The 25,655-nt window shown below is 65.4% G+C and carries 21 protein-coding genes; 17 read left to right on the top strand and 4 right to left on the bottom strand.

What is annotated here, in order from left to right; all coding sequences use genetic code 11:
* Positions 1-67: 67 nt before the first annotated feature.
* The 8 genes from pdhA to BMY71_RS12345 all read left to right on the top strand — a co-directional run bounded on the left by pdhA (position 68) and on the right by BMY71_RS12345 (position 9,009).
* Entirely contained in the window at positions 68-1,102 is a 1,035-nt protein-coding gene (pdhA, locus tag BMY71_RS12380) for a pyruvate dehydrogenase (acetyl-transferring) E1 component subunit alpha (RefSeq protein ID WP_092684049.1), read from the top strand.
* Positions 1,103-1,177: 75 nt separating this feature from the next.
* On the top strand, positions 1,178-2,587 hold the full coding sequence (locus tag BMY71_RS12375) for a pyruvate dehydrogenase complex E1 component subunit beta (RefSeq protein ID WP_092684047.1): 1,410 nt from the start codon (positions 1,178-1,180) through the stop codon (positions 2,585-2,587).
* Between the two features lie 4 nt (positions 2,588-2,591).
* On the top strand, positions 2,592-2,888 hold the full coding sequence (locus BMY71_RS12370) for a DUF5076 domain-containing protein (RefSeq protein ID WP_092684045.1): 297 nt from the start codon (positions 2,592-2,594) through the stop codon (positions 2,886-2,888).
* An 11-nt stretch (positions 2,889-2,899) separates the two neighbouring features.
* The gene (locus BMY71_RS12365) at positions 2,900-4,321 is read left to right on the top strand and encodes a pyruvate dehydrogenase complex dihydrolipoamide acetyltransferase (protein ID WP_092684043.1); all 1,422 of its coding nucleotides are present in this window, start codon (positions 2,900-2,902) and stop codon (positions 4,319-4,321) included.
* Positions 4,322-4,382: 61 nt separating this feature from the next.
* Entirely contained in the window at positions 4,383-4,808 is a 426-nt protein-coding gene (locus tag BMY71_RS12360; RefSeq protein ID WP_011503213.1) for an endonuclease domain-containing protein, read from the top strand.
* A 2-nt stretch (positions 4,809-4,810) separates the two neighbouring features.
* Positions 4,811-6,232 carry a dihydrolipoyl dehydrogenase gene (gene lpdA / locus BMY71_RS12355; RefSeq protein WP_092684041.1) on the top strand — a complete coding sequence of 474 codons (1,422 nt, stop codon included), beginning with the start codon at positions 4,811-4,813 and terminating at the stop codon, positions 6,230-6,232.
* A gap of 244 nt (positions 6,233-6,476) precedes the next feature.
* Complete coding sequence (gene ilvD, locus BMY71_RS12350) at positions 6,477-8,201, top strand: dihydroxy-acid dehydratase (protein WP_092684039.1); 1,725 nt, start codon at positions 6,477-6,479, stop codon at positions 8,199-8,201.
* Positions 8,188-9,009 (top strand): tetratricopeptide repeat protein, encoded by an 822-nt coding sequence (locus tag BMY71_RS12345; protein ID WP_011503210.1) that lies wholly within the window; start codon positions 8,188-8,190, stop codon positions 9,007-9,009. The genes ilvD and BMY71_RS12345 overlap by 14 nt, the downstream gene beginning before the upstream one ends.
* A gap of 117 nt (positions 9,010-9,126) precedes the next feature.
* Here the strand turns inward: BMY71_RS12345 and xth are convergent, their stop codons facing one another.
* Positions 9,127-9,918 (bottom strand): exodeoxyribonuclease III, encoded by a 792-nt coding sequence (gene xth / locus BMY71_RS12340; RefSeq protein ID WP_092684221.1) that lies wholly within the window; start codon positions 9,916-9,918, stop codon positions 9,127-9,129.
* A 147-nt stretch (positions 9,919-10,065) separates the two neighbouring features.
* Between xth and BMY71_RS12335 the strand changes: the two genes are divergently transcribed.
* The 4 genes from BMY71_RS12335 to BMY71_RS12320 all read left to right on the top strand — a co-directional run bounded on the left by BMY71_RS12335 (position 10,066) and on the right by BMY71_RS12320 (position 16,083).
* Positions 10,066-11,196, top strand: a complete 1,131-nt coding sequence (locus BMY71_RS12335) for an efflux RND transporter periplasmic adaptor subunit (RefSeq protein WP_092684038.1) — start codon at positions 10,066-10,068, stop codon at positions 11,194-11,196.
* 4 nt (positions 11,197-11,200) lie between these two features.
* Positions 11,201-14,329 (top strand): efflux RND transporter permease subunit, encoded by a 3,129-nt coding sequence (locus tag BMY71_RS12330; protein WP_092684036.1) that lies wholly within the window; start codon positions 11,201-11,203, stop codon positions 14,327-14,329.
* Positions 14,330-14,594: 265 nt separating this feature from the next.
* Entirely contained in the window at positions 14,595-14,936 is a 342-nt protein-coding gene (locus BMY71_RS12325) for a helix-turn-helix domain-containing protein (protein ID WP_244526042.1), read from the top strand.
* 184 nt (positions 14,937-15,120) lie between these two features.
* Positions 15,121-16,083, top strand: a complete 963-nt coding sequence (locus BMY71_RS12320; protein WP_011503205.1) for a hypothetical protein — start codon at positions 15,121-15,123, stop codon at positions 16,081-16,083.
* 109 nt (positions 16,084-16,192) lie between these two features.
* Here BMY71_RS12320 and BMY71_RS12315 read toward each other — a convergent pair whose 3' ends face one another.
* The 3 genes from BMY71_RS12315 to erpA form a co-directional block, all read right to left on the bottom strand.
* Positions 16,193-17,254: a ligand-gated ion channel gene (locus BMY71_RS12315; RefSeq protein WP_092684032.1), complete on the bottom strand. Its 1,062-nt coding sequence runs from the start codon at positions 17,252-17,254 to the stop codon at positions 16,193-16,195.
* 1 nt (position 17,255) lies between these two features.
* Entirely contained in the window at positions 17,256-18,275 is a 1,020-nt protein-coding gene (locus BMY71_RS12310) for a cache domain-containing protein (RefSeq protein ID WP_092684030.1), read from the bottom strand.
* Between the two features lie 278 nt (positions 18,276-18,553).
* Positions 18,554-18,886, bottom strand: a complete 333-nt coding sequence (gene erpA, locus BMY71_RS12305; RefSeq protein ID WP_011503202.1) for an iron-sulfur cluster insertion protein ErpA — start codon at positions 18,884-18,886, stop codon at positions 18,554-18,556.
* A 108-nt stretch (positions 18,887-18,994) separates the two neighbouring features.
* Between erpA and BMY71_RS12300 the strand changes: the two genes are divergently transcribed.
* The 5 genes from BMY71_RS12300 to BMY71_RS12280 all read left to right on the top strand — a co-directional run bounded on the left by BMY71_RS12300 (position 18,995) and on the right by BMY71_RS12280 (position 25,655).
* A complete protein-coding gene (locus tag BMY71_RS12300) occupies positions 18,995-20,209 on the top strand; it encodes a deoxyguanosinetriphosphate triphosphohydrolase (RefSeq protein ID WP_092684028.1) in 1,215 nt (404 codons plus the stop codon).
* 48 nt (positions 20,210-20,257) lie between these two features.
* A complete protein-coding gene (gene argS, locus BMY71_RS12295) occupies positions 20,258-22,051 on the top strand; it encodes an arginine--tRNA ligase (RefSeq protein WP_092684026.1) in 1,794 nt (597 codons plus the stop codon).
* A 102-nt stretch (positions 22,052-22,153) separates the two neighbouring features.
* Positions 22,154-23,755 (top strand): SPOR domain-containing protein, encoded by a 1,602-nt coding sequence (locus BMY71_RS12290; protein WP_092684024.1) that lies wholly within the window; start codon positions 22,154-22,156, stop codon positions 23,753-23,755.
* A 47-nt stretch (positions 23,756-23,802) separates the two neighbouring features.
* Positions 23,803-24,828, top strand: coding sequence for a beta-N-acetylhexosaminidase (gene nagZ, locus BMY71_RS12285; RefSeq protein WP_092684022.1), 1,026 nt, complete (start codon positions 23,803-23,805; stop codon positions 24,826-24,828).
* On the top strand, positions 24,825-25,655 hold the full coding sequence (locus tag BMY71_RS12280; protein ID WP_092684020.1) for a segregation and condensation protein A: 831 nt from the start codon (positions 24,825-24,827) through the stop codon (positions 25,653-25,655). The genes nagZ and BMY71_RS12280 overlap by 4 nt, the downstream gene beginning before the upstream one ends.

The following is a 25,655-nucleotide window of genomic DNA, read 5'->3' as shown; positions in this document are numbered from 1 at the left end:
CAGCGATGCTTTCACGGCCGAATAAGTTACGCTAGAGAGGCTCATCTACTCTCTCATCGGACGAGCCATGGCCGCACCAAAAAAGAGCGCCGCGAAAGAGACGGGGCAGGACAGGAACTCCGGATCGACCAAGTCGAAGGTCCCGGACTTCACCAAGGAGCAGGAGCTGCACGCGTTCCGCGACATGCTGCTGATCCGCCGCTTCGAAGAGAAAGCCGGTCAGCTCTACGGCATGGGTGCGATCGGCGGCTTCTGCCATCTCTACATCGGCCAGGAAGCCGTCGTCGTCGGGATGCAGATGGCGTTGCGCGAGGGTGATCAGGTCATCACCGGCTATCGCGACCACGGCCACATGCTCGCCTGCGAGATGGACGCCAAGGGCGTGATGGCGGAACTGACCGGACGCCGCGGCGGCTACTCCAAGGGCAAGGGCGGCTCCATGCACATGTTCAGCATGGAGAAGCACTTCTACGGCGGCCACGGCATCGTCGGCGCGCAGGTCTCGCTCGGCACCGGCATCGCCTTCGCCAACCGCTATCGCGACAATGGCAGCGTCTGCCTCGCTTATTTCGGCGACGGCGCCTCCAATCAGGGCCAGGTCTACGAGAGCTTCAATATGGCGGAGCTGTGGAAGCTCCCGGTGGTTTACGTCATCGAGAACAACCGCTACGCGATGGGCACTTCGGTGACGCGCTCCTCGGCGCAGACCGACTTTTCCAAGCGCGGCGTGTCGTTCAACATTCCCGGCGAGCAGGTCGACGGCATGGACGTCCGTGCGGTGAAAGCCGCCGGCGACAAGGCGGTGGCGCATTGCCGCGCCGGCAATGGACCCTACATCCTCGAGATGCAGACCTATCGCTATCGCGGCCACTCGATGTCCGATCCCGCGAAGTACCGGACCCGCGAGGAGGTCGACAAGATCCGCAACGATCAGGATCCGATCGAACAGGTGCGCCAGCGTCTGCTCGGCTCGGACATGACCGAGGACGATCTCAAGAAGATCGACGCCGAGGTGCGCAAGATCGTCAACGAGGCGGCCGACTTCGCGCAGAACGATCCCGAGCCCGACCCGTCCGAACTCTACACCGATGTCTATCGCTGACGTATCTCGCGCTGACAGCGCTCTCGTGCCGCCACGCGGCGATCACGCGCATGATTGAATGACTGCGGAGCCCAAATGCCAATTCAAGTTCTGATGCCCGCGCTGTCGCCGACCATGGAGAAGGGTAACCTTTCGAAATGGCTGAAGAAGGAAGGCGACAAGGTCAAAAGCGGCGACGTGATCGCGGAGATCGAGACCGACAAGGCGACGATGGAAGTCGAGGCCGCCGATGAAGGCACGCTCGGCAAGATCCTGATCCCCGAAGGCACCAACGACGTCGCGGTCAACACCCCGATCGCCACCATCCTCGGCGACGGCGAGAGCGCCTCGGACGCCGACAAGGCCGCCGAACCTGCGGCGCAGAACAAGAGCGCGCAATCGGCGCCGCCCGCTGCTGCGCCGGACACCGGCGAGGCGAAATCCGCGCCCGCGCCCGCGCAGGACGCTCCGGAAGCGCCGGCTGTGTCGGTGGCGGACGATCCCGACATTCCCGCCGGCACCGAGATGGTCACCGTCACCATCCGCGAAGCGCTGCGCGACGCGATGGCCGAGGAGATGCGGCGCGATCCCGACGTGTTCGTGATGGGCGAAGAGGTCGCCGAGTATCAGGGCGCCTATAAGGTGACGCAGGGCCTGCTGCAGGAATTCGGCGCGCGCCGCGTGATCGACACCCCGATCACCGAGCACGGCTTCGCCGGCGTCGGCGTCGGCGCGGCGATGACGGGGCTGAAGCCGATCGTCGAATTCATGACCTTCAACTTCGCGATGCAGGCGATCGACCAGATCATCAACTCCGCCGCCAAGACGCTGTACATGTCCGGCGGCCAGCTCGGCTGTTCGATCGTGTTCCGCGGCCCGAACGGCGCGGCGTCGCGTGTCGCCGCCCAGCACAGCCAGGACTACTCGTCCTGGTACGCGCAGATCCCCGGCCTCAAGGTGGTCGCGCCGTCGACCGCCGCGGACTACAAGGGTCTGCTCAAGGCCGCGATCCGCGATCCCAATCCGGTGATCTTCCTCGAACACGAGATGATGTACGGGCAATCCGGCGAAGTGCCGAAGCTCGACGACTACGTGATCCCGATCGGCAAGGCGCGGGTCGCGCGGCAGGGCCGGCACGTCACGCTGATTTCGTGGTCGCACGGCATGAGCTACGCGCTGAAAGCCGCCGAGGAACTCGCCAAGGACGGCATCGAGGCCGAAGTGATCGATTTGCGCACGTTGCGGCCGCTCGACACCGAGACGATCATCGCGTCGGTGAAGAAGACCGGCCGCGCTGTCGCGATCGAGGAGGGCTGGCAGCAGAACGGCGTCGGCGCCGAGATCGCAGCAAGGATCATGGAGCACGCGTTCGACTATCTGGACGCGCCGGTGGCGCGCGTCTCGGGCAAGGACGTGCCGATGCCCTATGCGGCCAATCTGGAGAAGCTGGCGCTGCCCAGCGTCGCCGAAGTCGTCGAGGCGGCCAAAGCCGTCTGCTATCGGTAGATCGATGGCTGGCCCCAAGCAACAGCCGCTGCCGCCCGACGTCGAGGGCCGCGAGGACGCCACCGAGGTGCTGCGCGCCTTCGTGCTCGACGGCGGCCTGTCGATTGCGTTCATGCGCGCCTTCGAGGAGCCCGACATGTGGGGGCTTCTGCTGGTCGATATCGCCCGCCACGCCGCGCGCGCTTATTCGCGCGAGAGCAACTACACCGAGGACGAGGCGCTCGAGCGCATCGTCGAGATGTTCGAATCCGAGATCTCGCGCCCGTCCGATACGGGTCGCACCACCGAACGGCCGCAGTAAGGTTCCCCGTCATGCCGATCAACATCCTGATGCCCGCGCTCTCGCCGACCATGGAGAAGGGCAACCTTGCGAAGTGGCTGAAAAAGGAGGGCGACAAGGTCAAGAGCGGCGACGTCATCGCCGAGATCGAGACCGACAAGGCGACGATGGAAGTCGAGGCCTCCGACGAGGGGACGCTGGCGAAGATCCTCGTCCCGGAAGGAACCCAGGATGTCGCGGTCAATGCCGTGATCGCCGTGCTCGCCGGCGACGGCGAGGACGTCGAGGCGGCCGGGGCAGGGGCCGGCAAGACGGAGGCGCCGAAGGCTGAGGCTGCAAAGGCCGAGGACGTGAAGAAGCCCGCGGCGTCATCCTCGGAGACGGCCGCTGCGCGGGCTCCTCAGGATGACGGCGGTGCGGGCGGCAAGGGCGCTGCAGATGCTGCCCCTCGGCCTGCGGAGGGCGCGAAAGCGCCCGTCTCGAAGGGCGACGCCATGCAGGCCAAACCCGCGCAATCCAGCGACGCCCGGGTGTTCTCCTCGCCGCTGGCGCGGCGGCTCGCCAAGGATGCGGGCATTGATCTGGCGCGTGTCGAGGGCACCGGCCCGCACGGCCGGGTGATCGCCCGCGACGTCGAGCAGGCGAAGGCGGGAGGCGGACTGAAGGCGCCCGCGGCGGCGGCATCGTCCGCTGCGTCGGCGGTCGCGCCGTCGATGTCGGACCAGCAGATCCGCGCGCTGTATCCGGAGGGCAGCTACGAGGTCGTGCCGCACGACGGGATGCGGCGGACGATTGCGCAGAGGCTGACGCAATCGACCCAGACCATCCCGCATTTCTACCTGACGATCGACTGCAACCTCGATCGGCTGATGGCGGCGCGCGAAGACATCAACGCCGCTTCGCCGAAGGACAAGGACGGCAAGCCGGCCTACAAGCTGTCGGTCAACGACTTCGTCATCAAGGCGATGGCGGTGGCGCTGCAACGCATTCCCGACGCCAATGTGTCGTGGACGGAAGCCGGTATGCTCAAGCATAGGCATTCCGACATCGGCGTCGCGGTGGCGATGCCGGGCGGATTGATCACCCCGATCATCCGCAGCGCCGAGACGGCGTCGCTGTCGGCGATCTCCAAGCAGATGAAGGATTTCGCAGCCCGCGCCCGCGCGCGAAAACTGAAGCCGGACGAGTATCAGGGCGGCACCACGGCGATCTCCAACCTCGGCATGTACGGCATCAAGGACTTCACCGCGGTAATCAACCCGCCGCACGCCACCATCCTGGCGGTCGGCGCCGGCGAGCAGCGCCCGATCGTCCGGGACGGCAAGATCGAGATCGCGACGATGATGAGCGTGACGCTGAGTTGCGATCACCGCGCCGTCGACGGCGCGCTCGGCGCCGAACTGATCGGCGCGTTCAAGACGCTGATCGAAAATCCCGTGATGATGATGGTGTAGCTTTTCTTCCCTCTCCCCTTGTGGGAGAGGGTGGCCGCCGCAGGCGGCCGGGTGAGGGGGCATGATCCAGCGTGTGCCGCATCAACAAAGAGCTTTTGCGAAGACGCTTCGCGCGGGCGCTACCGATGCGGAACGCGCTCTTTGGCGGCTCTTGCGGTCGCGACGGCTGGCTCACCTGAAGTTTCGCCGCCAGGTGCCCATTGGCTCTTGGATAGTCGATTTTGTCTGTTTCGAGCAACGGTTGATCGTGGAAGCCGATGGAAGTCAGCACGCTGATAGCGAGAGGGATCAAGCGCGCGATCAGGACTTGATGGATCGCGGCTTTCGCATCCTTCGCTTCTGGAACAACGATATCCTCGCGCGTTCGCAGGCCGTGCTCGAGTCGATTTGGGATGCCGTGCCCGACCCCTCACCCGGCTGCGCGCCTGACGGCGCGCATCCACCCTCTCCCACAAGGGGAGAGGGGAAGACAACAAAGAGCGAGTAGTTATGTCCGACACCGCCTTCGACGTCATCATCATCGGCTCCGGCCCCGGCGGCTATGTCGCGGCGATCCGGGCGGCGCAGCTCGGGTTTAAGACCGCGATCGTCGAGAAGTCGTATCTCGGCGGCATCTGTCTGAACTGGGGCTGCATCCCGACCAAGGCGCTGCTGCGCTCGGCCGAGATCTATCACTACATGCAGCACGCCAAGGATTACGGGCTGTCGGCCGACAACGTCTCGTTCGATCCGAAGGCGGTGGTGGCGCGCTCGCGCGGGGTGTCGAAGCGCCTCAATGACGGCGTAGGCTTCCTGATGAAGAAGAACAAGATCAGCATCATCTGGGGCGCGGCCACGATCGACGCGCCCGGCAAGGTCACGGTCGCCGCGTCCAAGACCGAGGCGCCGAAGGGCGCGCTTCCACCCGGCAGCTATCAGGCCAAGCACATCATCCTCGCCACCGGCGCGCGGCCGCGGGTGCTGCCGGGGCTCGAGCCGGACCAGAAGCTGGTCTGGACCTATTTCGAGGCGATGGTGCCGGAGAAGATGCCGAAGTCGTTGCTGGTGGTCGGCTCCGGCGCGATCGGCATCGAGTTCGCCTCGTTCTTCCACACCATGGGCGCCAAGGTCACCGTGGTCGAGGTGCTGCCGCAGATCCTGCCGGTCGAGGATGCCGAGATCGCGGGGCTCGCCCGCAAGCGGTTCGAGAAGCAGGGCATCACCATCATGACCGGCGCCAAGGTCACCCGGCTCGACAAGAAGGCCGACAGCGTGGTCGCCACGATCGATCCCGGCAACGGTAAGCCCGAGACGCAGGAATTCGACCGGGTGATCTCGGTGGTCGGCGTGGTCGGCAATGTCGAGAACCTCGGGCTGGAAAAGCTCGGCCTGAAGATCGAGCGCGGCACCATCGTCACGGACGGTCTGGGCCGAACCAGCGTGCCCGGCATCTACGCGATCGGCGACGTCGCCGGCCCGCCGATGCTGGCGCACAAGGCCGAGCATGAGGGCGTGATCTGCGTCGAGGCGATCAAGGGCCTGCATCCGCACCCGCTCGACAAGAAGCTGATCCCGGGCTGCACCTACTGCAATCCGCAGATCGCCTCTGTCGGCCTGACAGAGGCCAAGGCGAAGGAGGAGGGGCGGGAGATCCGGGTCGGCCGCTTCCCGTTCGCCGGCAACGGCAAGGCGATCGCGCTCGGCGAGGATCAGGGCCTGGTCAAAGTGATCTTCGACAAGAAGACCGGCCAGTTGCTCGGGGCGCATATGATCGGCGCCGAAGTCACCGAGCTGATCCAGGGTTATGTGGTGGCGATGAACCTCGAAACTACCGAGGAAGAGCTGATGCACACCGTCTTCCCGCACCCGACGCTGTCGGAGATGATGAAGGAAGCCGTGCTCGACGCCTACGGCCAGGTGCTCAACGCCTGACGCTATCCGTCACTAACCGTACATAAGGGTGTCCGCGCGGCAACGCTTGTTGCTGACACGCCACAGTTCCTGATCATTTAACCGTCTTCGACGGTCGCTCTTGCGTGCGCCGCTTTTTAGCCACACCGCTCAATGAGATCATCATCCCCAGCAGAGCCGAGCAACAAAGCGGCTTAGGCGGTTGATTAAATCATCCCCGTCTCGGGCGGGGCCAGACCAGAACGGGTCTGGAAGCGGGTAAGCGATGGACGCGAAGACAACGCTCAAGTCGAAGCTCCCCAGCCGGCACGTGACCGAAGGGCCGGCGCGCGCGCCCCATCGCTCCTACCTCTACGCCATGGGCCTCACCACCGAGCAGATCCACCAGCCGTTCGTCGGGGTGGCGTCGTGCTGGAACGAGGCCGCGCCCTGCAACATTTCGCTGATGCGGCAGGCTCAGGCGGTCAAGAAGGGCGTCGCCTCCGCCGGCGGCACCCCGCGCGAATTCTGCACCATCACCGTGACTGACGGCATCGCCATGGGCCACGAGGGCATGCGCTCATCGCTGCCGTCGCGCGAGGTGATCGCCGACTCCGTTGAGCTCACAATCCGCGGCCACTCCTATGACGCGCTGGTCGGGCTGGCCGGCTGCGACAAGTCTCTGCCCGGGATGATGATGGCGATGGTCCGGCTCAACGTGCCGTCGATCTTCATCTATGGCGGCTCGATCCTGCCGGGCACCTTCCGGGGCCAGCAGGTCACCGTTCAGGACATGTTCGAGGCGGTCGGCAAGCACTCGGTCGGCGAGATGTCGGACGACGACCTCGACGAAATCGAGCGGGTCGCCTGTCCGTCGGCCGGCGCCTGCGGCGCGCAGTTCACCGCCAACACCATGGCGACCGTGTCCGAGGCGATCGGCCTGGCGCTGCCGTATTCGGCCGGCGCACCTGCTCCTTACGAAATTCGCGATGCGTTCTGCACGGCGGCCGGCGAGAAGGTGATGGAGCTGATCGCCGCCAACATCCGGCCGCGCGACATCGTCACCCGCAAGGCGCTGGAGAATGCAGCCGCGGTGGTAGCAGCGTCCGGCGGCTCGACCAATGCTGCGCTGCACCTACCAGCGATCGCGCATGAATGTGGTATCAAGTTCGATCTGTTTGATGTCGCCGAAATCTTCAAAAAGACACCATATATCGCGGATTTGAAGCCAGGCGGCCGTTATGTCGCCAAAGACATGTATGAAGTTGGCGGCATACCGCTCCTGATGAAGACCCTGCTCGATCATGGCTTCCTCCACGGCGACTGCCTGACCGTCACGGGACGGACGATTGCCGAGAATCTGAAAGCCGTGAAGTGGAATCCGCATCAGGACGTGGTGCGGCAGGCGAACCATCCGATCACCGTGACTGGGGGCGTCGTCGGGCTGAAGGGCAACCTCGCACCAGAAGGTGCGATCGTGAAGGTCGCGGGAATGTCGAACCTGAAGTTTTCCGGGCCTGCCCGCTGCTTCGATCGCGAGGAAGACGCGTTCGAGGCGGTGCAGAAGCGGACCTACAAGGAAGGCGAGGTCCTCGTGATCCGCTACGAGGGGCCGCGGGGCGGCCCCGGAATGCGGGAAATGCTCGCCACCACTGCGGCGCTGACCGGCCAGGGTATGGGCGGCAAGATCGCGCTGATCACCGACGGCCGGTTCTCCGGCGCCACCCGCGGCTTCTGCATCGGCCATGTCGGCCCGGAAGCGGCGCTGGGCGGTCCGATCGCGCTGCTGCGCGACGGTGACATCATCGTCATCGACGCCGAGGCCGGAACGCTTGACGTAAATTTGACCGACGACGAACTGGCCGCGCGCAAGTCCGAATGGGCGCATCGCGCGACAAACCACACGTCGGGTGCGCTTTGGAAATATGCCCAGCAGGTCGGGCCCGCAGTCAGCGGCGCTGTGACTCATCCGGGCGGGGCGGCCGAGAAGCAGTGCTATGCGGATGTTTGAGCGTACCAGTCTTGTTGCGTTGGTGATGGCTGCCACGGCCGCCATGGCGCCGGCTTTCGCCTTCGAGGGCACTCCGGTCAATCCGGAGAACACCGCGATCCCGGTGGCCTCGTCGCAGCCCGGCACTGCGCCTGCGCTGAAGAAGGCGATCCCGTCGGAGACCACAACGACCTCGCTCACCGCGCTGCAATACGCCGCCGAAGGCGGCCACCCGATCGCGCAGTGGCGGCTCGGCCGGATGTATGCCGACGGCAACGGCGTGGCGCAGGACGATCTGCGCGCCTTCGATTATTTCAGCAAGATCGCCAATGCCCACGCCGAGGACAGCCCGTCCGCGCCGCAGGCTGCCGTGGTCGCCAATGCCTTCGTCGCGCTCGGCCGCTACTACCTCGACGGCATCCCCAATTCGAAGATCAAGCGCGACCCGGAGCGGGCGCGGGAGATGTTCTCCTACGCCGCCTCGTATTTCGGCAATGCCGACGCGCAATACGATCTGGCGCGGCTGTATATCGACGGCATCGGTATGCCGCGCGATTTCCGCTATGGCGCGCGCTGGCTCGGCCTCGCGGCGCAGAAGGGCCAGCATCAGGCCCAGGCGATGCTCGGCCAGTTGCTGTTCAATGGAGACAAGCTGCCCCGGCAGGCCGCTCGCGGTCTGATGTGGCTGACCCTCGCCCGCGACAGCGCGACGCCGGACGAGATCTGGATCAGGGAAAGCTACAACAGGGCTTTCGCCAAGGCTTCCGACGACGACCGCGCCATGGCTCTGCAGATGCTCGAGCACTGGGTGCAGGGACGGCGGGACTGAACTCGAGCATGATCCCGAAAAGTGGATACCGGTTTCCGGAAAAGGTCATGCTCAAACAATAACCTAGAGCGGTCGCTGTCGCCCCGAGTGTCTCGTTCGACATTCGAAACTGGACGCTCAAGCGGTTTCGAAATCGAAATCCGCCCACACCGGCACGTGGTCCGACGGCTTTTCCCAGTTGCGAACGTGGCTATCAATTCCGACCCCGACCAACCGGTCGGCGGCCTGCGGCGACAGCAGCAGGTGGTCGATGCGGATGCCCCAATTCTTCTGCCAGGCGCCGGCCTGATAGTCCCAGAAAGTGTACTGACCCGGGGCGTCGGTGGTGGCGCGCAGGGCGTCGGTGAGGCCGAGGCCGAGCAGGGCCTGGAAGCTCTCGCGGGTCTGCGGCCGGAACAGCGCATCGTCGACCCAGCCGGCCGGATTGTAGACATCCGAGGCCTGCGGGATGACGTTAAAGTCGCCGGCCAGGATCAGCGGCTCCTCGGTCTTCAGTCGTTCCTTTGAATACTGAAGAAGTCGCGACATCCAGCTGAGTTTGTAAGGATATTTCTCGGTTTCAACCGGGTTACCATTGGGCAGATAGAGGCAGGCGACGCGGACCACGCCGCGCTTCAGCGACACCACGCCTTCGAGGAATCGGGCGTGGACGTCGGTCTCGTCACCGGCCAGACGCGGGGTGGCTTCCTCGAGCGGATATTTGGAGAGCAGCGCGACGCCGTTGAAGGTTTTCTGGCCGTGGGTGACGATGTTGTAGCCGAGCGCCTCGATCGGCTCGCGCGGGAACGCCTCGTCGACGCATTTGATCTCCTGCAGGCAGACCACGTCCGGCTCGCACGCCTTCAGCCAGCTCACCAGATGATCGATCCGCTGCCTGACCGAGTTCACGTTCCAGGTGGCTATCCGCATGTCGTGATCCGTTGAATCAAAATTTCCGAACGCTGGCATACCACGCCTGTCGGGGGTGTGGTAAGTCTCAGAAAAATCGGGCGGATTGACGCCCTGGGAGCGCGCATACGGGCGATGCCGCCCGGCGCGGCAAGAACGCGGGGTGGCATGAGAATACGTCGCTGGATCATCATTGCGATCGTGCTGGGCGCAGCCGCCGTCGCCTTCGTCGCGCTTCGACCGTACTTCTCCGAAAAGCAGATCGCGACCAAGGGCGCGCAGCGTCCGCGCGTGGTGGCGGTCGACATGGTCAAAGCGGTGCGCAAACCGGTCCCGGTCGACGTCGACGCGATCGGCACGGTGACGCCGATCTCCAGCGTGGCGCTGAAATCACGGCTCGAAACCACGATCCTCGCTGTGCATTTCGAGGACGGCGCGCGGGTCAAGGAAGGTGACCTGCTGTTCACCCTCGACGCACGGCAGATCGACGCCCAGATCGAACAGGCCGAGGGCAATCTCGCCCGCGATCGCGCGCAGCTCGCCGGCGCTGAACGCGATCTGCGCCGCTATGGCGAACTGATCGCGAAGGGTGCCACCACCCAGGTCAATCTCGACAACGCCAAAACCCAGGCCGACATCCTGGCCGGCACGATCAAGGGGGCGCAATCGGCGCTGGACAATCTCAAGGTCCAGAAGAGCTTCACGATGATCCGCGCGCCGTTCTCCGGCCGTATCAGCGCGGCCAACGTCAAGATTGGAAACTTCGTTCGCCCCGCCGACACCGCGTCGCTGGCAACCATCAACCAGATGGCGCCGGTCTACGTCACCTTCGCGGTACCTCAGCGCGTGCTGGTCGATCTGCGCGACGCGATGAAGGCGGAATCCACCAAGGTTGTCGCCACCATTCCGGGCAGCGGCCGGTCGGAGGTCGGCAAAATGGCGATGGTCGAGAACAGCGTCGACGCCACCACCGGCATGGTCACGGTCCGCGGCATCATGGACAATGGCAACGAGACGCTTTGGCCCGGCACGCTGGTCAATACCAAGCTGACGATCCGGACCGAGGACGCCGTCGCCGTTCCGACCGTCGCGGTGCAACGCAGCCAGACCGGCAACTTCGTGTTCGTGGTCAAGGATGGCGCCGCGCATGTTCAGCCGGTCACCGTCAGCCGCACCTTCGAGGGCGAAACCGTGATCGCCGCAGGCCTCGCCGGCGGCGAGGATATCGTGACCGACGGCCAACTGCTGCTGTCGGAGGGCACCAAGGTCGAGTCCCGCAGCCGCAAGGCCGGAGCCTGAGACCATGACCCTCTCGGAGCTGTGTATCCGCCGGCCGGTGATGACCACGCTGATCACGGCGTCGATCATCGTCTTCGGGATTTTCGGCTACCGCCTGCTGCCGGTCTCGGCGTTGCCGAAGGTGGATTTCCCGACCATCGCGGTGAGCGCGACGTTGCCCGGCGCCAGCGCCGACACCATGGCGGCTTCGGTCGCCGGCATCATCGAGCGCCAGCTTTCGACCATCGCCGGCATTTCCTCGATGTCGTCGAGTTCGTCGCAGGGCACCTCGGTCATCACCATCCAGTTCGACCTCGGCCGCAACATCGACGCCGCCGCGCTCGACGTGCAGACCGCGCTGACGATCGCGCAGCGGCGATTGCCGATCGAAATGACCACGCCGCCGAGCTTCCGCAAAGTGAACCCGGCGGAGTTTCCGGTGCTGTTCGTGGCGCTGAGCTCGTCGACGCTGCCGCTGTCGGCCGTCAACGAGTATGGCGACATCACGATCGGGCAGGCGTTGTCGCAAATCCCGGGCGTCGCCCAGGTGGTGATCTACGGCACGCAGAAATTCGCGGTGCGGGTTCAGGCCGATCCGGTTGCGGCGGCGGCCCGCGGGCTGTCGCTCGAGGACATCCGCACCGCGGTGTCGCGCGCCAACTCCTCGACGCCGGTCGGCACCATGAGCGGGCCCAAGCAGGACATCGCCCTGCAGGCCTCCGGCCAGATGGACAAGGCTGCGGACTATCGCCACGTCGTGGTGGCGTGGCGCAACGGCTCGCCAGTGAAGCTCGACGAGGTCGCCAAGATCTACGACAGCGTCGAGAACGACCGACTCGCGACCTGGTTCAACGGCGAGCGCGCGATCGTGCTCGCGATCCAGAAGCAGCCCGACGCCAACACCGTGGCCGTCGTCGATGGCGTCCGCGCGATGCTGCCGTCGTTGCGGGCGCAGATCCCGCCCTCGGTCGAGATGAACGTGATGATGGACCGCTCGGTGTCGGTGCGCCAGGCGGTGTTCGACGTTCAGGAGACGCTGGCGATCGCCGTCGTCCTGGTGGTGATGGTGATCTTCCTGTTCCTGCGTAAGGCCTCGGCGACCTTCATTCCAGCGCTCGCGGTGCCGATCTCGCTGCTCGGCACCTTCGCCGTGATGTACATGCTCGACTTCTCGATCAACAACATGACGCTGCTGGCGCTGACGCTGTCGGTCGGCTTCGTGGTCGACGACGCCATCGTCATGCTCGAGAACATCATGCGCCATGTCGAGCACGGGATGCGGCCGTTCGAGGCGGCGCTGAAGGGCGCGCGCGAGATCGGCTTCACCATCATCTCGATCACCTTCTCGTTGATCGCAGTGTTCATTCCGGTGTTGCTGATGGGCGGCATCGTCGGCCGCGTGTTCCGCGAGTTCTCGGTGACGATCGCGGTGGCGATCCTGGTGTCGGGCTTCGTGTCGTTGACACTGACGCCGATGCTGTGCGCCCGTATGCTCAAGGCGCACGATCCGGCGAAGAAGGAGAACATCATCCTGCGCGGCTTCGAGGCGATGTTCAGCGCCTGGCTGCGCGGCTATGAATGGGCGCTCGACCACGTCCTGGCGCACAAATTCCTGATGTTGCTGGTGACCTTCGCGACGCTCGGCGGCACCATCTATCTCTATATGATCGTGCCGAAGGGGTTCTTTCCGCAGGAGGACACCGGCTTCCTGATCGGCGTCACCGAGGCCGCGACCGACACCTCGTTCGAGGCGATGAAGGACCGCCAGCTCGCGCTGGTGCAGGTACTGAAGAGCGATCCCGCGGTCGACTACATCAACAGCACCGTCGGCGCCGGCGGTCCCAATCCCACAGCGAATTACGGCCGGCTGTTCATCGCGCTGAAGCCGATCAAGGAGCGTGACGACGCCGCCAAGGTGATCGCCCGGTTGCGCCAGAAGGCCGGGCAGGTCCCGGGAATGCAGGCGTTCTTTCAGAGCATCCAGAACCTGTCGGTCGGCGGCCGCATCTCCAAGAGCCAGTATCAATACGTGATGCAGAGCGGCGACACCGAAGCGCTGTACCGGCTGGCGCCGGAGATGCGCGACAAGATCGCCAAATTGCCGGGGCTGCTCGACGTCACCACCGACCTGTACATCAAGAACCCGCAGATGACGGTCGAGATCGACCGCGAAAAGGCGGCGGTCTACGGCATCACCGTCGATCAGGTGCGCAACCAGCTCTACAACGCCTACGGCTCGCGCCAGGTCGGCACCATCTACATGCCGTCGAACGACTACCAGATCATTCTCGAAGTGCAGCCGGAGTTCCGCGGCGATCCAAACGACATTTCCAAGCTCTATCTGAAGACGGCCAACAACCAGACGATCCCGATCGACGCGGTGGCGAGGATGGTGCCGAGCGTCGGTCCGCTGCAGATCAATCACCAGGGCCAGCAGCCGGCGGTGACGATCTCGTTCAACCTCGCCGAAGGCCAGTCGCTCGGCGCTGCGGTCGACCGCATCACGCAGATCGAGCAGGCCTCCAATCTGCCGGTGACGATCGTGACCGGCTTCTCCGGCACCGCCCAGGTGTTTCAGGAAAGCCTGCGCGGGCAGGGCGTGCTGATCCTCGCCGCGGTGTTCGCGGCCTACGTCATTCTCGGCATCCTGTACGAGAGCTTCATCCACCCGATCACGATTATCTCCGGCCTGCCGTCGGCCGGCATCGGCGCGATCCTGACGCTGATGCTGTTCAACATGGAGTTGTCGGTGATCGCGATGATCGGCATCGTGATGCTGGTCGGCATCGTCAAGAAGAACGCGATCATGATGGTCGATTTCGCGCTGGAGCGGCGGCGCGTCGGGCTGTCCGCCGAGCACGCGATCCGCGAGGCGGCGCTGCTGCGGTTCCGGCCGATCATGATGACCACCTTCGCGGCGATCTTCGGCACGCTGCCGGTCGCGCTCGGCACCGGCGCCGGCGCCGAACTGCGTCAGCCGCTGGGCGTCGCCGTGGTCGGCGGCCTGTGCGTCTCGCAATTGCTGACGCTGTTCATCACGCCGGTGATCTACATCTATCTGGACAAGATCGACCGGAAGCTGAAGCGCCGGCTCGAACCGCAGCTCGAGGAGCTGGCCGATGGCGAGCGGCGGCGCGCGGTCGCGGCGGAGTAGGACCGGCTCCGGTCTTCTGGCTTGCGAGCCCGGGTGCCGATCCGCGGAGCGGCGTCTCGAGCCGGCCGTGCAGCAGGTGTTGCGGCCGCGAAATCGGCCCGACGCTCCGCGATGACTTGCCCACGCATATCTGTCTCACCCACCTATTGGCGCGCCGTCGTTGTCTCGGGCGTGACGACTTGGTCGGTGGCTGCAGCGTAATAATCTCAGTTCGAACGCGATGAGCAGGCTGCGGAGTATTTGCATGTCGAATCGAGGGGAGAGAATGGTCGAGGCGATGCAACTGCGGGGGATGACAAAGCAGCACGCGCTGGCCTTCGCCATGGGCGTCAACGAAAGCACGATCACCCGCTGGAAGAACAACCGACCGATGTCGATCGACCATGCCGTGCTGCTGTGCCGGACACTCGATGTCTCGCTCGATTGGCTGCTGACCGGGGCAGGCCGGATAGATGCCGTCAGGCCGTGCCGACAGCAGCAGACGCCGGAAGGCGAATCCAGCTTCCTGTCGTGTATGCGCCGCGCGGAAGCGGCCCTCACCGAACAATCCAGCGCGCTGCTGGTCTCTTTCGTCAACTCCCTCCTGGACGAACGCGGTCGACCCTGACCGCGAAAGCAGTCGGCCCTGACCGAGCCGGCCCTTGCGCCTGGCGCAAGTGGTTTCGGATGCAACTTGCTCAACGTGCAACTCAGAGTGGCGTTAACCCTAAATATTCTCGTTAAAGTTGCACAACCTCTGGTTGATTCCGACCGGAGGGAACCGAGGCCGGCGGGGCCGGCGGGAGGTACAAATGACGACGACCATCACCATCAATGTGACGAACAACAGTAACTCGCTGCAGAACTTCTTCTTCTTCCAACAGCCGGCGTCGTATTCCGGCGGGCCGCAGGTCTACACCAACAGCCTGTATAGCCAGGCCCTGTTGCCCTACAGCACGTCGGGCGCGGTGCTCACCTTCACGATGATCCTGCAGTATTATGCAGGCGTCCAACAGCAGGTGGCGCCGCCTGAGGTCGGACAACCCTCGGGTCAGTTGGCCGCCATTCAGGCGATCAATCTGACTTCGGCGGCCGGCGGTCCGCAGACCAACAACACTACGAATATGACCGTCTCGCCCTCGTTGGGGCTGTCCGTTCCGGCCTGGACGGCGGGGCCGCAGTCGGGGTCGTTCCGGATCGTGACGCCGACCTTCAATCCGGTGCTCGCGAACTACAATGCGGGGTCGGCCGTGCAGTCGCTGTCCGGCGCGATCACCCTGTCGAACTTCGTGACGGCTCAGCCGACCTCCAATCTCGACTGTCAGCCGGTCATCAAGTTCTACGTGCAGACGGGGACCTACACGGCGGGCACCGTGATGAATTTCACGAACTCGTCGATCAACGCCGCGATCTGCGACGCGACTCCCGGCTTCACGACGTTCAACGTGACCTACAATATCGACGGCACCTGGACGGTGAAGAACATGGCGGTGAGCCAACTGGCCAACGGCGCGCTGGGCCTGGTCGAGCGGTCCGTCAATTCCTTCGGGCGGGTCCTGGCGGACGCGCTCAATGCGCAGGTCCTGAACGAAGCCGGAACCGGCGTGATCTCGACCGGCACTGCCGGGAACTTCAATCTGCCCACGACGATCACCAACCTCAACAACCCGGGCGGCCTTGCGGTGTTCAAGGAGTATCAGGTCGGGCCGACCGGCGGCCCCTACAAGGGCGCGATGTGTACGGCGCTGGCGGGGACGACGGGTACGTTTTCGTAGCGTCCGCAAGACCCGTCTACGCTGTCGCCCGTTGCGCAGCTAAACCGCCATAGACTATCGCCGGGAGCACCTGATCAAGGCTCCCGGCTTTGTCTCGTTCGCGGCCAGCTCACGCAGGCAGTCCGCGCACCACCAGCGCCAGACAGACGATCACCATGATCGAGGGCAGCGCCCATCGGCTATGCGAGCGTAAGCCGGATGCGAGTTCGTGAAACCGCGAAGCGGGATCGGAGCGCGGCTTCCACAGAAGTGCGTCGATCAGCACCACGATCACCAGATAGAAATAGCCGAGTGAGATGATCTTCGCGATCGGGGTGTTCAACGAGATCGAGCCTGGGAAGCTCGCCTCATAGGTGAAACTGATCGCTGCGAGCGCGAGCAGCGCCGAGAACACCAGGCCGCCATGGTCCTTGGGCGCCGTACCGGGAATCCACAGCACGAACAGCGACACCGCCAGCGTCGACACGATGGGAATGAACAGCCGCAGCAGATAGCGCTCCGACAGCCGTTCGATGCCGACCGTGACGTTGAGCCGCGAATAGCTGCGCGCGTTCCAGCCGGCGGCCTCGTCGTAGAAGAAGCTCAGATCGAGCGGCCGCCAGTCGATCACCGACAGCTTGCTTTCGATCCGCGAGAACAAACGGTCGGATTCGGTGGTGACCAGCATCGCATCCTGCTTGGCGTAGCGCGGCAGCGAAAACGACAGCGGCAGTTTCTGGCGATCGAACGGAAACGCCGACATGTTGATCGGCACGCGGAAGTCGGCCTCATAACGTTCGACCAGCACGATGCCGCCGTCGGCGTAAGCGGAGACCGCCTCGGTCTTGGAGCGCGGCTCGCCGATCTGGTTGTCGATCGCGACACCCGGCGTCCAGATCGAGGCGATGAACTGCGCCGCCTCGTCGCCGACGCGATCGATCCGCGCGGCGCCGACCTGAATCGGGTCGAACCGCCGGCGCGGGTCGGTCCAGCGTTGGGTGACCTCGATAGAGAGCCGGGCGCGGCCGGCGACTTCCTTGACCTCGGTGATGTCCAGGACGCGCAGTCCGATCCGCACCTGCACCGGCAATTCGACGCCGTCCGGCAAGCCTTCTTTGTCGGCGCCGGCCCGAACCGGACCGGCGAGCAGTCCGGCCGCCAACACCAGCAGCAGCGCGAGAACCGTCCGCATCCTAAGACTGACCGCGCATCGCGATCATCCGCGCCAGGACTGAGAAAACGACGAAGGCGAGAATAGCGCCGATCATCGCCGCCGCGATCAGTTCGGTGCGAGTTCGCTGCAGCGCGGCGCCGTGCGCGGGGAAGGTTTTCACCGCAGCGATGTTGCCGATCATCCGGCCGGAGAAATCGATCAGCGGCTGCACCAGGACGGCGGCGCTGCCGCCCTGGAGTTGGTGCGCGCTGACGTCCCGGGTGCGCGTCAGCCGGATCGCGCCGTCACGCAACAGGCCGTTGAAAAGCTGCGTGTCGGTGGAGGCCAGCGCCATCAGGTCGCCGAATGTTTCGCCCGCGCCGTTCTGGCTCGCGCCGCGTGGCGGCAGATCTGCGAGCGACTGGCTGAGCACCACGGCGATATCGGCGTTGGTCAGCGCCTTCACCTGCTCCAGGATCGGTTCGAGGTTGAGGCCGGTCTCCACCGTGCCGACGAAGCGGTCGCCGTCGCGGACCACGGCGATGCCGCGCACGAAGGTGCCGGCGATGCCGATCTCGAGGCCGACCTGCGAGCGGCCGGTCTTGTTGGCCGCGAGCACCATCGGCCGGATTTTGGTCAGGTCGTCGCCGAACTTGTCCGGCAGATGCAGACGGAGCAGGTAGGTCATGTCTGCGGCGTGAAAGCCGAACACCGGAACGCCCTGGGTTTTGAGGTAGGCGTAAGTGCCGCCGGCTAGCTCCGACAGCGCGGCGCGATCGCCGGCCGCCAGGGCTCGGGCGACGGCAGCATGCCGCGCGGTGGTCTCGGCTTGCGTCAGCGCGAAGCGTCCGGCCTGGTCGAGCGCCGCGGTGATCGCCTGGCTGATCGCGCCCATCTGATCGTCGCGGTCATGCGCGATCACCTCGTTCTGCATCGAGAAGGTGATCGCGATCATCGCCCCGAACACAAGCGACAGCACCAGCGCGGTGATCAAGCCGACGCGAAATCCGGTGAGGAGGCGGGGGCGCTGCGAAACCTCAGAGGTCACTGACATCGACATCGACAATTCCACCACGCAAGACCCGTCATCGGCCTGCGCGGGTGACGCAAGCCGTGTCCGTCAAACCTGCTGTCTGGCGATGATCGATGGGCGGGTTGTTTGGGTTCCGCCATAATGGAAGCGGGAACCATCAGCAAGCGCGGGAGATGCAGACGCGTCGTTTCTCTTGACCCAGCGTCTCAACGTCGAAGAACTTTCGGCGCGCGGCCTTCGGACCATCAAGGCAGTCGGACGCCGCGCTGCGTCGCGGCGTTCAAGTCGGCGTCCAACTTACTGTGTCACATCGAGAAGCTGGTGCCGCAGCCACAGCCGGAAGTGGCGTTCGGATTGTTGACGCGGAACGACGCGCCGATCAAATCGTCGACGAAGTCGACTTCCGAACCGGCGAGGAACGGCACCGAGGCGGAGTCGACCAGCACCACCGCGCCGTCGCGCGCGATCACCAGATCGTCGTCGGTCTGGGCGCGATCGACGTCGAATTTGTACTGAAAGCCCGAGCAGCCGCCGCCTTCGACGCTGATCCGCAGCATCGCGCCGTTGCCTTCACCTTTCAGAATTTCGCCGATCCGGCGCGCCGCCCGTTCGCTGATGGTGACGCTGCTGTCCGTCATTTGTCGCTCCATATCCCTGCAGGGGATTGTGCCGTCATTGGATTTCCGTGCAAGCCATAGTTAAGTGCACTGTGCCGCAGAATCAAACAGGTCAGGGATAGCTTCAGCGTGTCGGTCGGAATGGCAGCTCCTCGCGCAGCCTATGGTTGCGATCCGGACCGCAGCCGCGGCCGGCAGTTCGCCGAGCCGCCGAGCAACAACCGCAGTGCTTTTCGGCGTGATTGCGACCGGGTGATCCACTCCAACGCCTTCCGCCGGCTCAAGCACAAGACCCAGGTCTTCGTGTTCCACGAGGGCGATCATTACCGCACCCGTCTGACCCACAGCCTCGAAGTCGCCCAGATCGCCCGGGCGATCGCGCGCCAGCTCGGGCTCGACGAGGATCTGACCGAGACGCTGGCGCTGGCGCACGATCTCGGCCATCCGCCGTTCGGCCATGCCGGTGAGCGCGCGCTCGACGCCTGCCTGCGCGCCCATGGCGGCTTCGATCACAACGCTCAGACCCTGCGGGTGCTGACCGCACTCGAGCACCGCTATCCGGAATTCGACGGGTTGAACCTGACCTGGGAAACGCTCGAAGGCGTGGTCAAGCATAACGGCCCGCTCACCGATCGCGCCGGCCGGCCGCTGCCGCGCTACGCCGAGCGCGGCGTGCCGATCGGGATTGTCGAGTTCAGCCAGCGCTTCGACCTCGAGCTGTGGAGCTTTGCCTCGCTCGAGGCCCAGGTCGCGGCGATTGCCGACGACATCGCCTACGACGCCCACGACATCGACGACGGGCTGCGCGCCGGGCTGTTCCGCGTCGACGATCTGCGCGCCGTGCCGCTGATCGCATCGATCATCGACGGCATCGCGCGGCGCTATCCGGCGCTCGACGAAAGCCGGCGCGGCGCCGAGCTGGTGCGCGAGCTGATCTCGCATTTGATCGGCGCGGTGACCGCCGAGACCATGCGGCGACTGGGCGAGGCCGCGCCGCGCTCGGCCGAGGAGGTGCGTCACGCCAGTTCGGCGATGGTGGCGTTCCCGATCGAGACGGCCGCCGCGGAAGCCGAGATCAAGGCATTCCTCTGGACCCACATGTATCGGGCAAACCGCGTCATGGCGGTGATGCGCGACGCCGAGGCGATCGTCGCCGACCTGTTCCAGCGCTATTGCGACCATCCGGCCGATCTGCCGCCGGACTGGCTGCCGACCGATGGGCCGGTCGCCGAGTGCGAAGCCGACCGGCTGCGACGGATCCGCAATTTCATCGCCGGCATGACCGACCGCTATGCGCTGACCGAACACCAGCGGCTTTTTGACTCGACTCCGGATTTGCGTTAGGCGGCCGGACCGGCCGACAATGGCCATCCCCCAATCAAAACTGCAGCCATGCCCGATCAACCGATCTCGACGCATCTTTTCGCCCATGTCCTCGCGCGCGTGCACGCCGTCTGCGCCGTGCTGACCGACGAGGGCGTGCTGCCCGCGGGGATCAATCTCGCGCGCATCGTGGTCGAACCGCCGAAGGACGCCTCGCATGGCGACATGGCGACCAACGCCGCGATGGTGCTGGCGAAGGACGCCAAGGCGAAGCCGCGCGATCTCGCCGACAAGATCGCCGAGAAGCTTCGGGCCGAGGACCAGATCGCCGAGGTTGCGATCGCCGGTCCCGGCTTCATCAATCTGACCCTGAAACCGGCGGTGTGGGCGCAGGCGCTGCGCGCGGTGCTCGACGAGGGCTCCGCCTACGGCCGCAGCCGGGTCGGCGGGGCCGAGAAGGTCAACGTCGAATACGTCTCCGCCAATCCGACCGGGCCGATGCATGTCGGCCATTGCCGCGGCGCGGTGTTCGGCGACGCGCTGGCGAATTTGCTCGACGCGGCCGGCTATGACGTCACCCGCGAGTACTACATCAATGACGCCGGCGCCCAGGTCGACGTGCTGGCGCGCTCCGCTTTCCTGCGCTACCGCGAGGCGCTCGGCGAAGACATCGGCGCCATTCCGGACGGGCTCTATCCGGGCGACTATCTGGTCCCGGTCGGCGCGGAGCTGGCTGCCGAGCACGGCTCGGCGTTGAAGGAAATGCCTGAGCCGCAATGGCTTCCGCTGGTACGCGCGAAGTCGATCGCGATGATGATGGAGATGATCAAAGGCGATCTCGCCGCGCTTGCGATCACCCACGAAGTGTTTTTCTCGGAGCGTTCGCTGATCGAGGGTGATCGCAATCGCGTCGCCGACACGATCGATTTTCTCCGCGCCAAGGGCGACGTCTATCAGGGCCGGCTGCCGCCGCCGAAGGGCGCGCCGGTCGAGGACTATGAGGACCGCGAGCAGACCCTGTTCCGCGCCACCGCCTATGGCGACGACGTCGATCGTCCGCTGCTGAAGTCCGACGGCTCCTACACTTACTTCGCCTCCGACATCGCCTATCACAAGGTGAAGTTCGACGCCGGCTTCGGCAATATGGTCGACGTCTGGGGCGCCGACCATGGCGGCTACATCAAGCGGATGCAGGCGGCGATCACCGCGGTGACCGAAGGCAAGGGCGCGCTCGACGTCAAGATCGTCCAGCTCGTCCGGCTGTTGCGCAACGGCGAGCCGGTGAAGATGTCGAAGCGGGCCGGCGACTTCGTCACGCTGCGCGAGGTGGTCGACGAGGTCGGTTCCGACGCCGTCCGCTTCATGATGCTGTTCCGCAAGAACGACGCGGTGCTCGATTTCGACCTCGCCAAGGTGATCGAGCAGTCGAAGGACAATCCGGTTTTCTACGTCCAGTACGGCCATGCCCGCGGCCATTCGATCTTCCGCAACGCCCGGGAGGCGTTCCCGGACCTGCCGGAATCGACCGACGCCCGGATCGCGTTCCTGAAGGATGCCAAGACGGAGCGGCTGACCGACCCGGCGGAGCTCGATCTGCTGCGGCGGCTGGCGCTGTTCCCGCGCACCGTGGAGGCCGCGGCGCTGGCCCATGAGCCGCACCGGGTCGCCTTCTATCTGTATGATCTCGCCAGCGAATTTCACGCGCTCTGGACGCGCGGCCGCGATTTGCCTCATTTACGCTTCATTATCAATAATGATGCAGAGATTACCAAGGCGCGACTGGCGATGGTCCAGGGCGTCGTCTCGGTTCTGGCATCTGGGCTTGCCATGCTCGGCGTCACAGCGCCGGACGAGATGCGGTAGGGGGACAGCCGGTCAGATGGGGATCTGGAGCGGCTTTTTGAGAGCAGTCTATCTTCTGCAGTAGCGGGTTTGGCGGCTTTCCCGAATGGGACGCAACAACACATGACCGATCGATATCAGCACCGACCTTACCCGGCGGACGACGACGAGACCGGCTCGGCTCATGCGCAACGCAAGACCGAAACCGACCCGCTCGCCGAACTCGCCCGCCTGATCGGTCAGAACGATCCGTTCGGCAATCAAGCTGCGGCTGGTCGGCAGCACTCCCGCGCGACCGACTTCCGCCCGAGCAATCAGGCGCCGCCGATCGAGGACGATGCGCCGCCGCCGCCGATGCCGGCCTGGATGCAGCATCGCCGCGCCGCCACTCCTGAACCGGCGCCGGAGCCCGAGCCCGATTTCCGCCGTCCGCCGTCCTTCGTCACCGCCGCCGCGCCGCGGCTGGCGGATGCGGGCGGCTACGCTCAGACGCCGTTCGACCCAAGTCCTCTCGATCAAGGTCCTCTTGATCAACGTCCTCTCGATCAAGGTCCTCTCGATCAGAGCCGTCTCGATCAGAGCCATTTCGATTCCAGCCCTCTCGATCCGAGTCATTTCGATCCGCGGCACGTTACCCAACCGCCGCTGCCGCTGCCGTTGGATCAGCCGCATTATGCGCAAGGTCGATATGACGACGCGTTATATGGCCAGCTCGATCCCGCCCAGGTGCGCCCGGACGCGAATTATCCCGAAGCGCCTTACGGCTATGACGACGGCTATGCCGAGGAGCCGGACAGCCGCGCCTACAAGCCCCGCCGCAACAACATGATGACCGTGGCCGCGGTGCTGGCGCTTGCCGTCATCGGCACCGGCGGCGCATTCGCCTATCGCACGTTCAGCGGCGGCGGCCGCAGCGGTGAGCCGCCTGTAATCAAGGCCGATACGAGCCCGACCAAGGTGATGGCGACGCCTTCGGCCTCCGCGGACGCCTCCGGCAAGCCGATCCAGGACCGGCTCGCGGCCGCCAACAACATCGAAGCGCTGGTGTCGCGCGAAGAGAAGCCGGCCGATCCGTCGCGTGCCGGGCAGGGTGCGCGGGTGGTGCTGCCTCAGCTCAATCAGAATCCCAATCCGCCGGGCGTCGCCAGCGTCGCGCCGGGACCGAAGCCGAACCTGCCGCCGAACAATGGCACGATCTCCGGCGAGGAGCCGCGCAAGATCAAGACCTTCAGCATCCGTCCGGATCAGGCCGATCAGGCCGCGGCGCCGGTCAACGCCGCTGCGCCTGCGCGGCAGGCAGCGCGGACGCCGCCGCCGACTCCGGCTGCTCCCGCGCAACGTCCGGCGGCTCGCCAGGTCGAGGACGCCAATGCGTCGGCCGGCAACGCGCCGCTGTCGCTGGCCCCGAACGCGGCCCCTGCGCCGTCGTCCAACCAGCGCGTCGCTTCGCTGCCGCCTGCTGAATCGGCCGGAGCTGGTGGCTACGTGGTGCAGGTGTCGTCCCAGAAGAGCGAGGCCGACGCCAAGGCGTCGTATCGGGCATTGCAGAGCAAGTTCCCATCGGTGCTCGGTCCGCGCGCGCCGTTGATCAAGCGCGCCGATCTCGGCAGCAAGGGCGTGTATTACCGCGCCATGGTTGGCCCGTTCGGAAGCCCCGACGAAGCCCAGCAACTCTGCGGCAACCTAAAAAGTGCCGGCGGACAGTGCGTCGTCCAGAGGAATTAACGGCCGTTTCCTTGACCCTGGAGGCGCGCGCGGGCTAAGCGGCCCTTATGACTTCGCGCGCTTTCATCACCGGCATCTCCGGCCTGGGCCTTACCGACGAGGAGCGCGAGTTTTTGCGCGAAACCCGTCCGTGGGGCTTCATCCTGTTCAAACGCAACGTCGACAATCCCGCGCAAGTCGCTGGATTGGTTTGTGAACTGCGCAAGGAAGTCGGCCAGCCCGACGCCCCGGTCCTGATCGATCAGGAAGGCGGGCGGGTTCAGCGTCTCGGGCCGCCGCATTGGCCGGTCTATCCGCGCGGCGCGGTGTTCTCGGCGCTATACGATATCGATTCGCAGCTCGGGCTCACCGCGGCGCGGCTCAGCGCGCGTCTGATCGCAGCCGATCTGGCCGATCTCGGCATCACCGTCGACTGCCTGCCGCTCGCCGACGTGCCGATCGCCGGCGCCGATGCGGTGATCGGCGATCGCGCTTACGGAACCGACCCCGCCAAGGTGGCGGCGATCGCCCGCGCGGTGACTGAGGGCCTGGAGCAGGGCTCGGTGTTGCCGGTTCTCAAACACATCCCCGGCCACGGACGGGCGACGGCGGACAGCCATTTCCGGCTTCCGACCGTGGATACGGCGCGCCAGGAACTCGAGCGTTCCGACTTCGCGGCGTTCCAGCCGCTCGCCGATCTGCCGATGGCGATGACTGCACATGTTGTGTTCAGCGATCTCGATCCCGCCCAACCCGCGACGACATCTGCGACAATCATCGATCAGGTGATTCGCGGACGAATCGGGTTCCAGGGACTGCTGATGAGCGACGACGTCTCGATGAATGCGCTGGAAGGCACGATCGCCGATCGCACTCGGGCCATCGTCGCGGCGGGATGCGACGTCGTCCTGCATTGCAACGGCAAGCTCGACGAGATGCGGCAGGTCGCCGCCGAGACGCCGGAGCTGGCAGGCCAGGCGCTGCAACGCGCCGAGGCGGCGCTGGCGTCGCGCAAGCCGCCGCAGATGTTCGACCGCGCCGCCGCGCGCGCCGAACTCGAAGCCTTGATCGGCCGCGCAGGGATGAGCGCATGACCGCTGAAATTCTGTCGTTTGAAACCGGGCGGCCCGCTGAGCAGGTCGAACAGGAAGATGCGCTCGTCATCGATGTCGAGGGCTATGAAGGTCCGCTCGATCTGCTGCTGACGCTCGCCCGACAGCAAAAGGTCGACCTGCACAAGATTTCGATCCTGGCGCTCGCCGACCAGTATCTGCAGTTCATCGAGGAAGCGCGCAAAATCCGCCTCGAACTGGCCGCCGACTATCTGGTGATGGCGGCGTGGCTGGCGTTCCTGAAATCGCGCCTGCTGTTGCCGGAGCCGCCGGCGGCGGAAGGCCCGAGCGCCGAGGAGATGGCGACCGCGCTCGCCAACCGGCTGCGCCGGCTTGAAGCGATCCGCGAAGCGGCGGACCGGCTGATGACGCGGCCGCAATTGCAGCGCGATATCTTTCCGCGCGGCATGGCGGAAGCGATCGACGAGGTCCGGCATCCGAGATTCACGGCGACGCTGTACGACCTGCTCAGCGCCTATGCGACGCAGCGCCAGTCGCGCGTGCTCGCGAGCGTGCATTTGGCGCGGCGCACGGTGTGGTCGTTGAGCGAGGCGCGCGCGTCGCTGGAGCGTCTGGTCGGCCTTGCCGAAGACTGGAGCCGGCTCGACGAATATCTGCTCCGCTACCTGGCCGATCCGACGCAGAAGGCGACGGTGCTGGCGTCGAGTTTCGCCGCGGCGCTCGAACTCGTGCGCGAGGGCGAGGTCGAGCTGCATCAGGCCGGGCCTCTGGCGCCTTTGTATTTTCGTAAGCGTCCGCCGTCTCCAGCGATGGAAGCGGCAGCCGTGCCGGAAGTTCCGGCAGGGTAG

This window comes from Rhodopseudomonas pseudopalustris, from assembly GCF_900110435.1.
Lineage (GTDB): Bacteria > Pseudomonadota > Alphaproteobacteria > Rhizobiales > Xanthobacteraceae > Rhodopseudomonas > Rhodopseudomonas pseudopalustris.
Note: the sequence above shows the minus strand (reverse complement) of the source record. Positions and strands in the feature narration are given on the sequence as shown.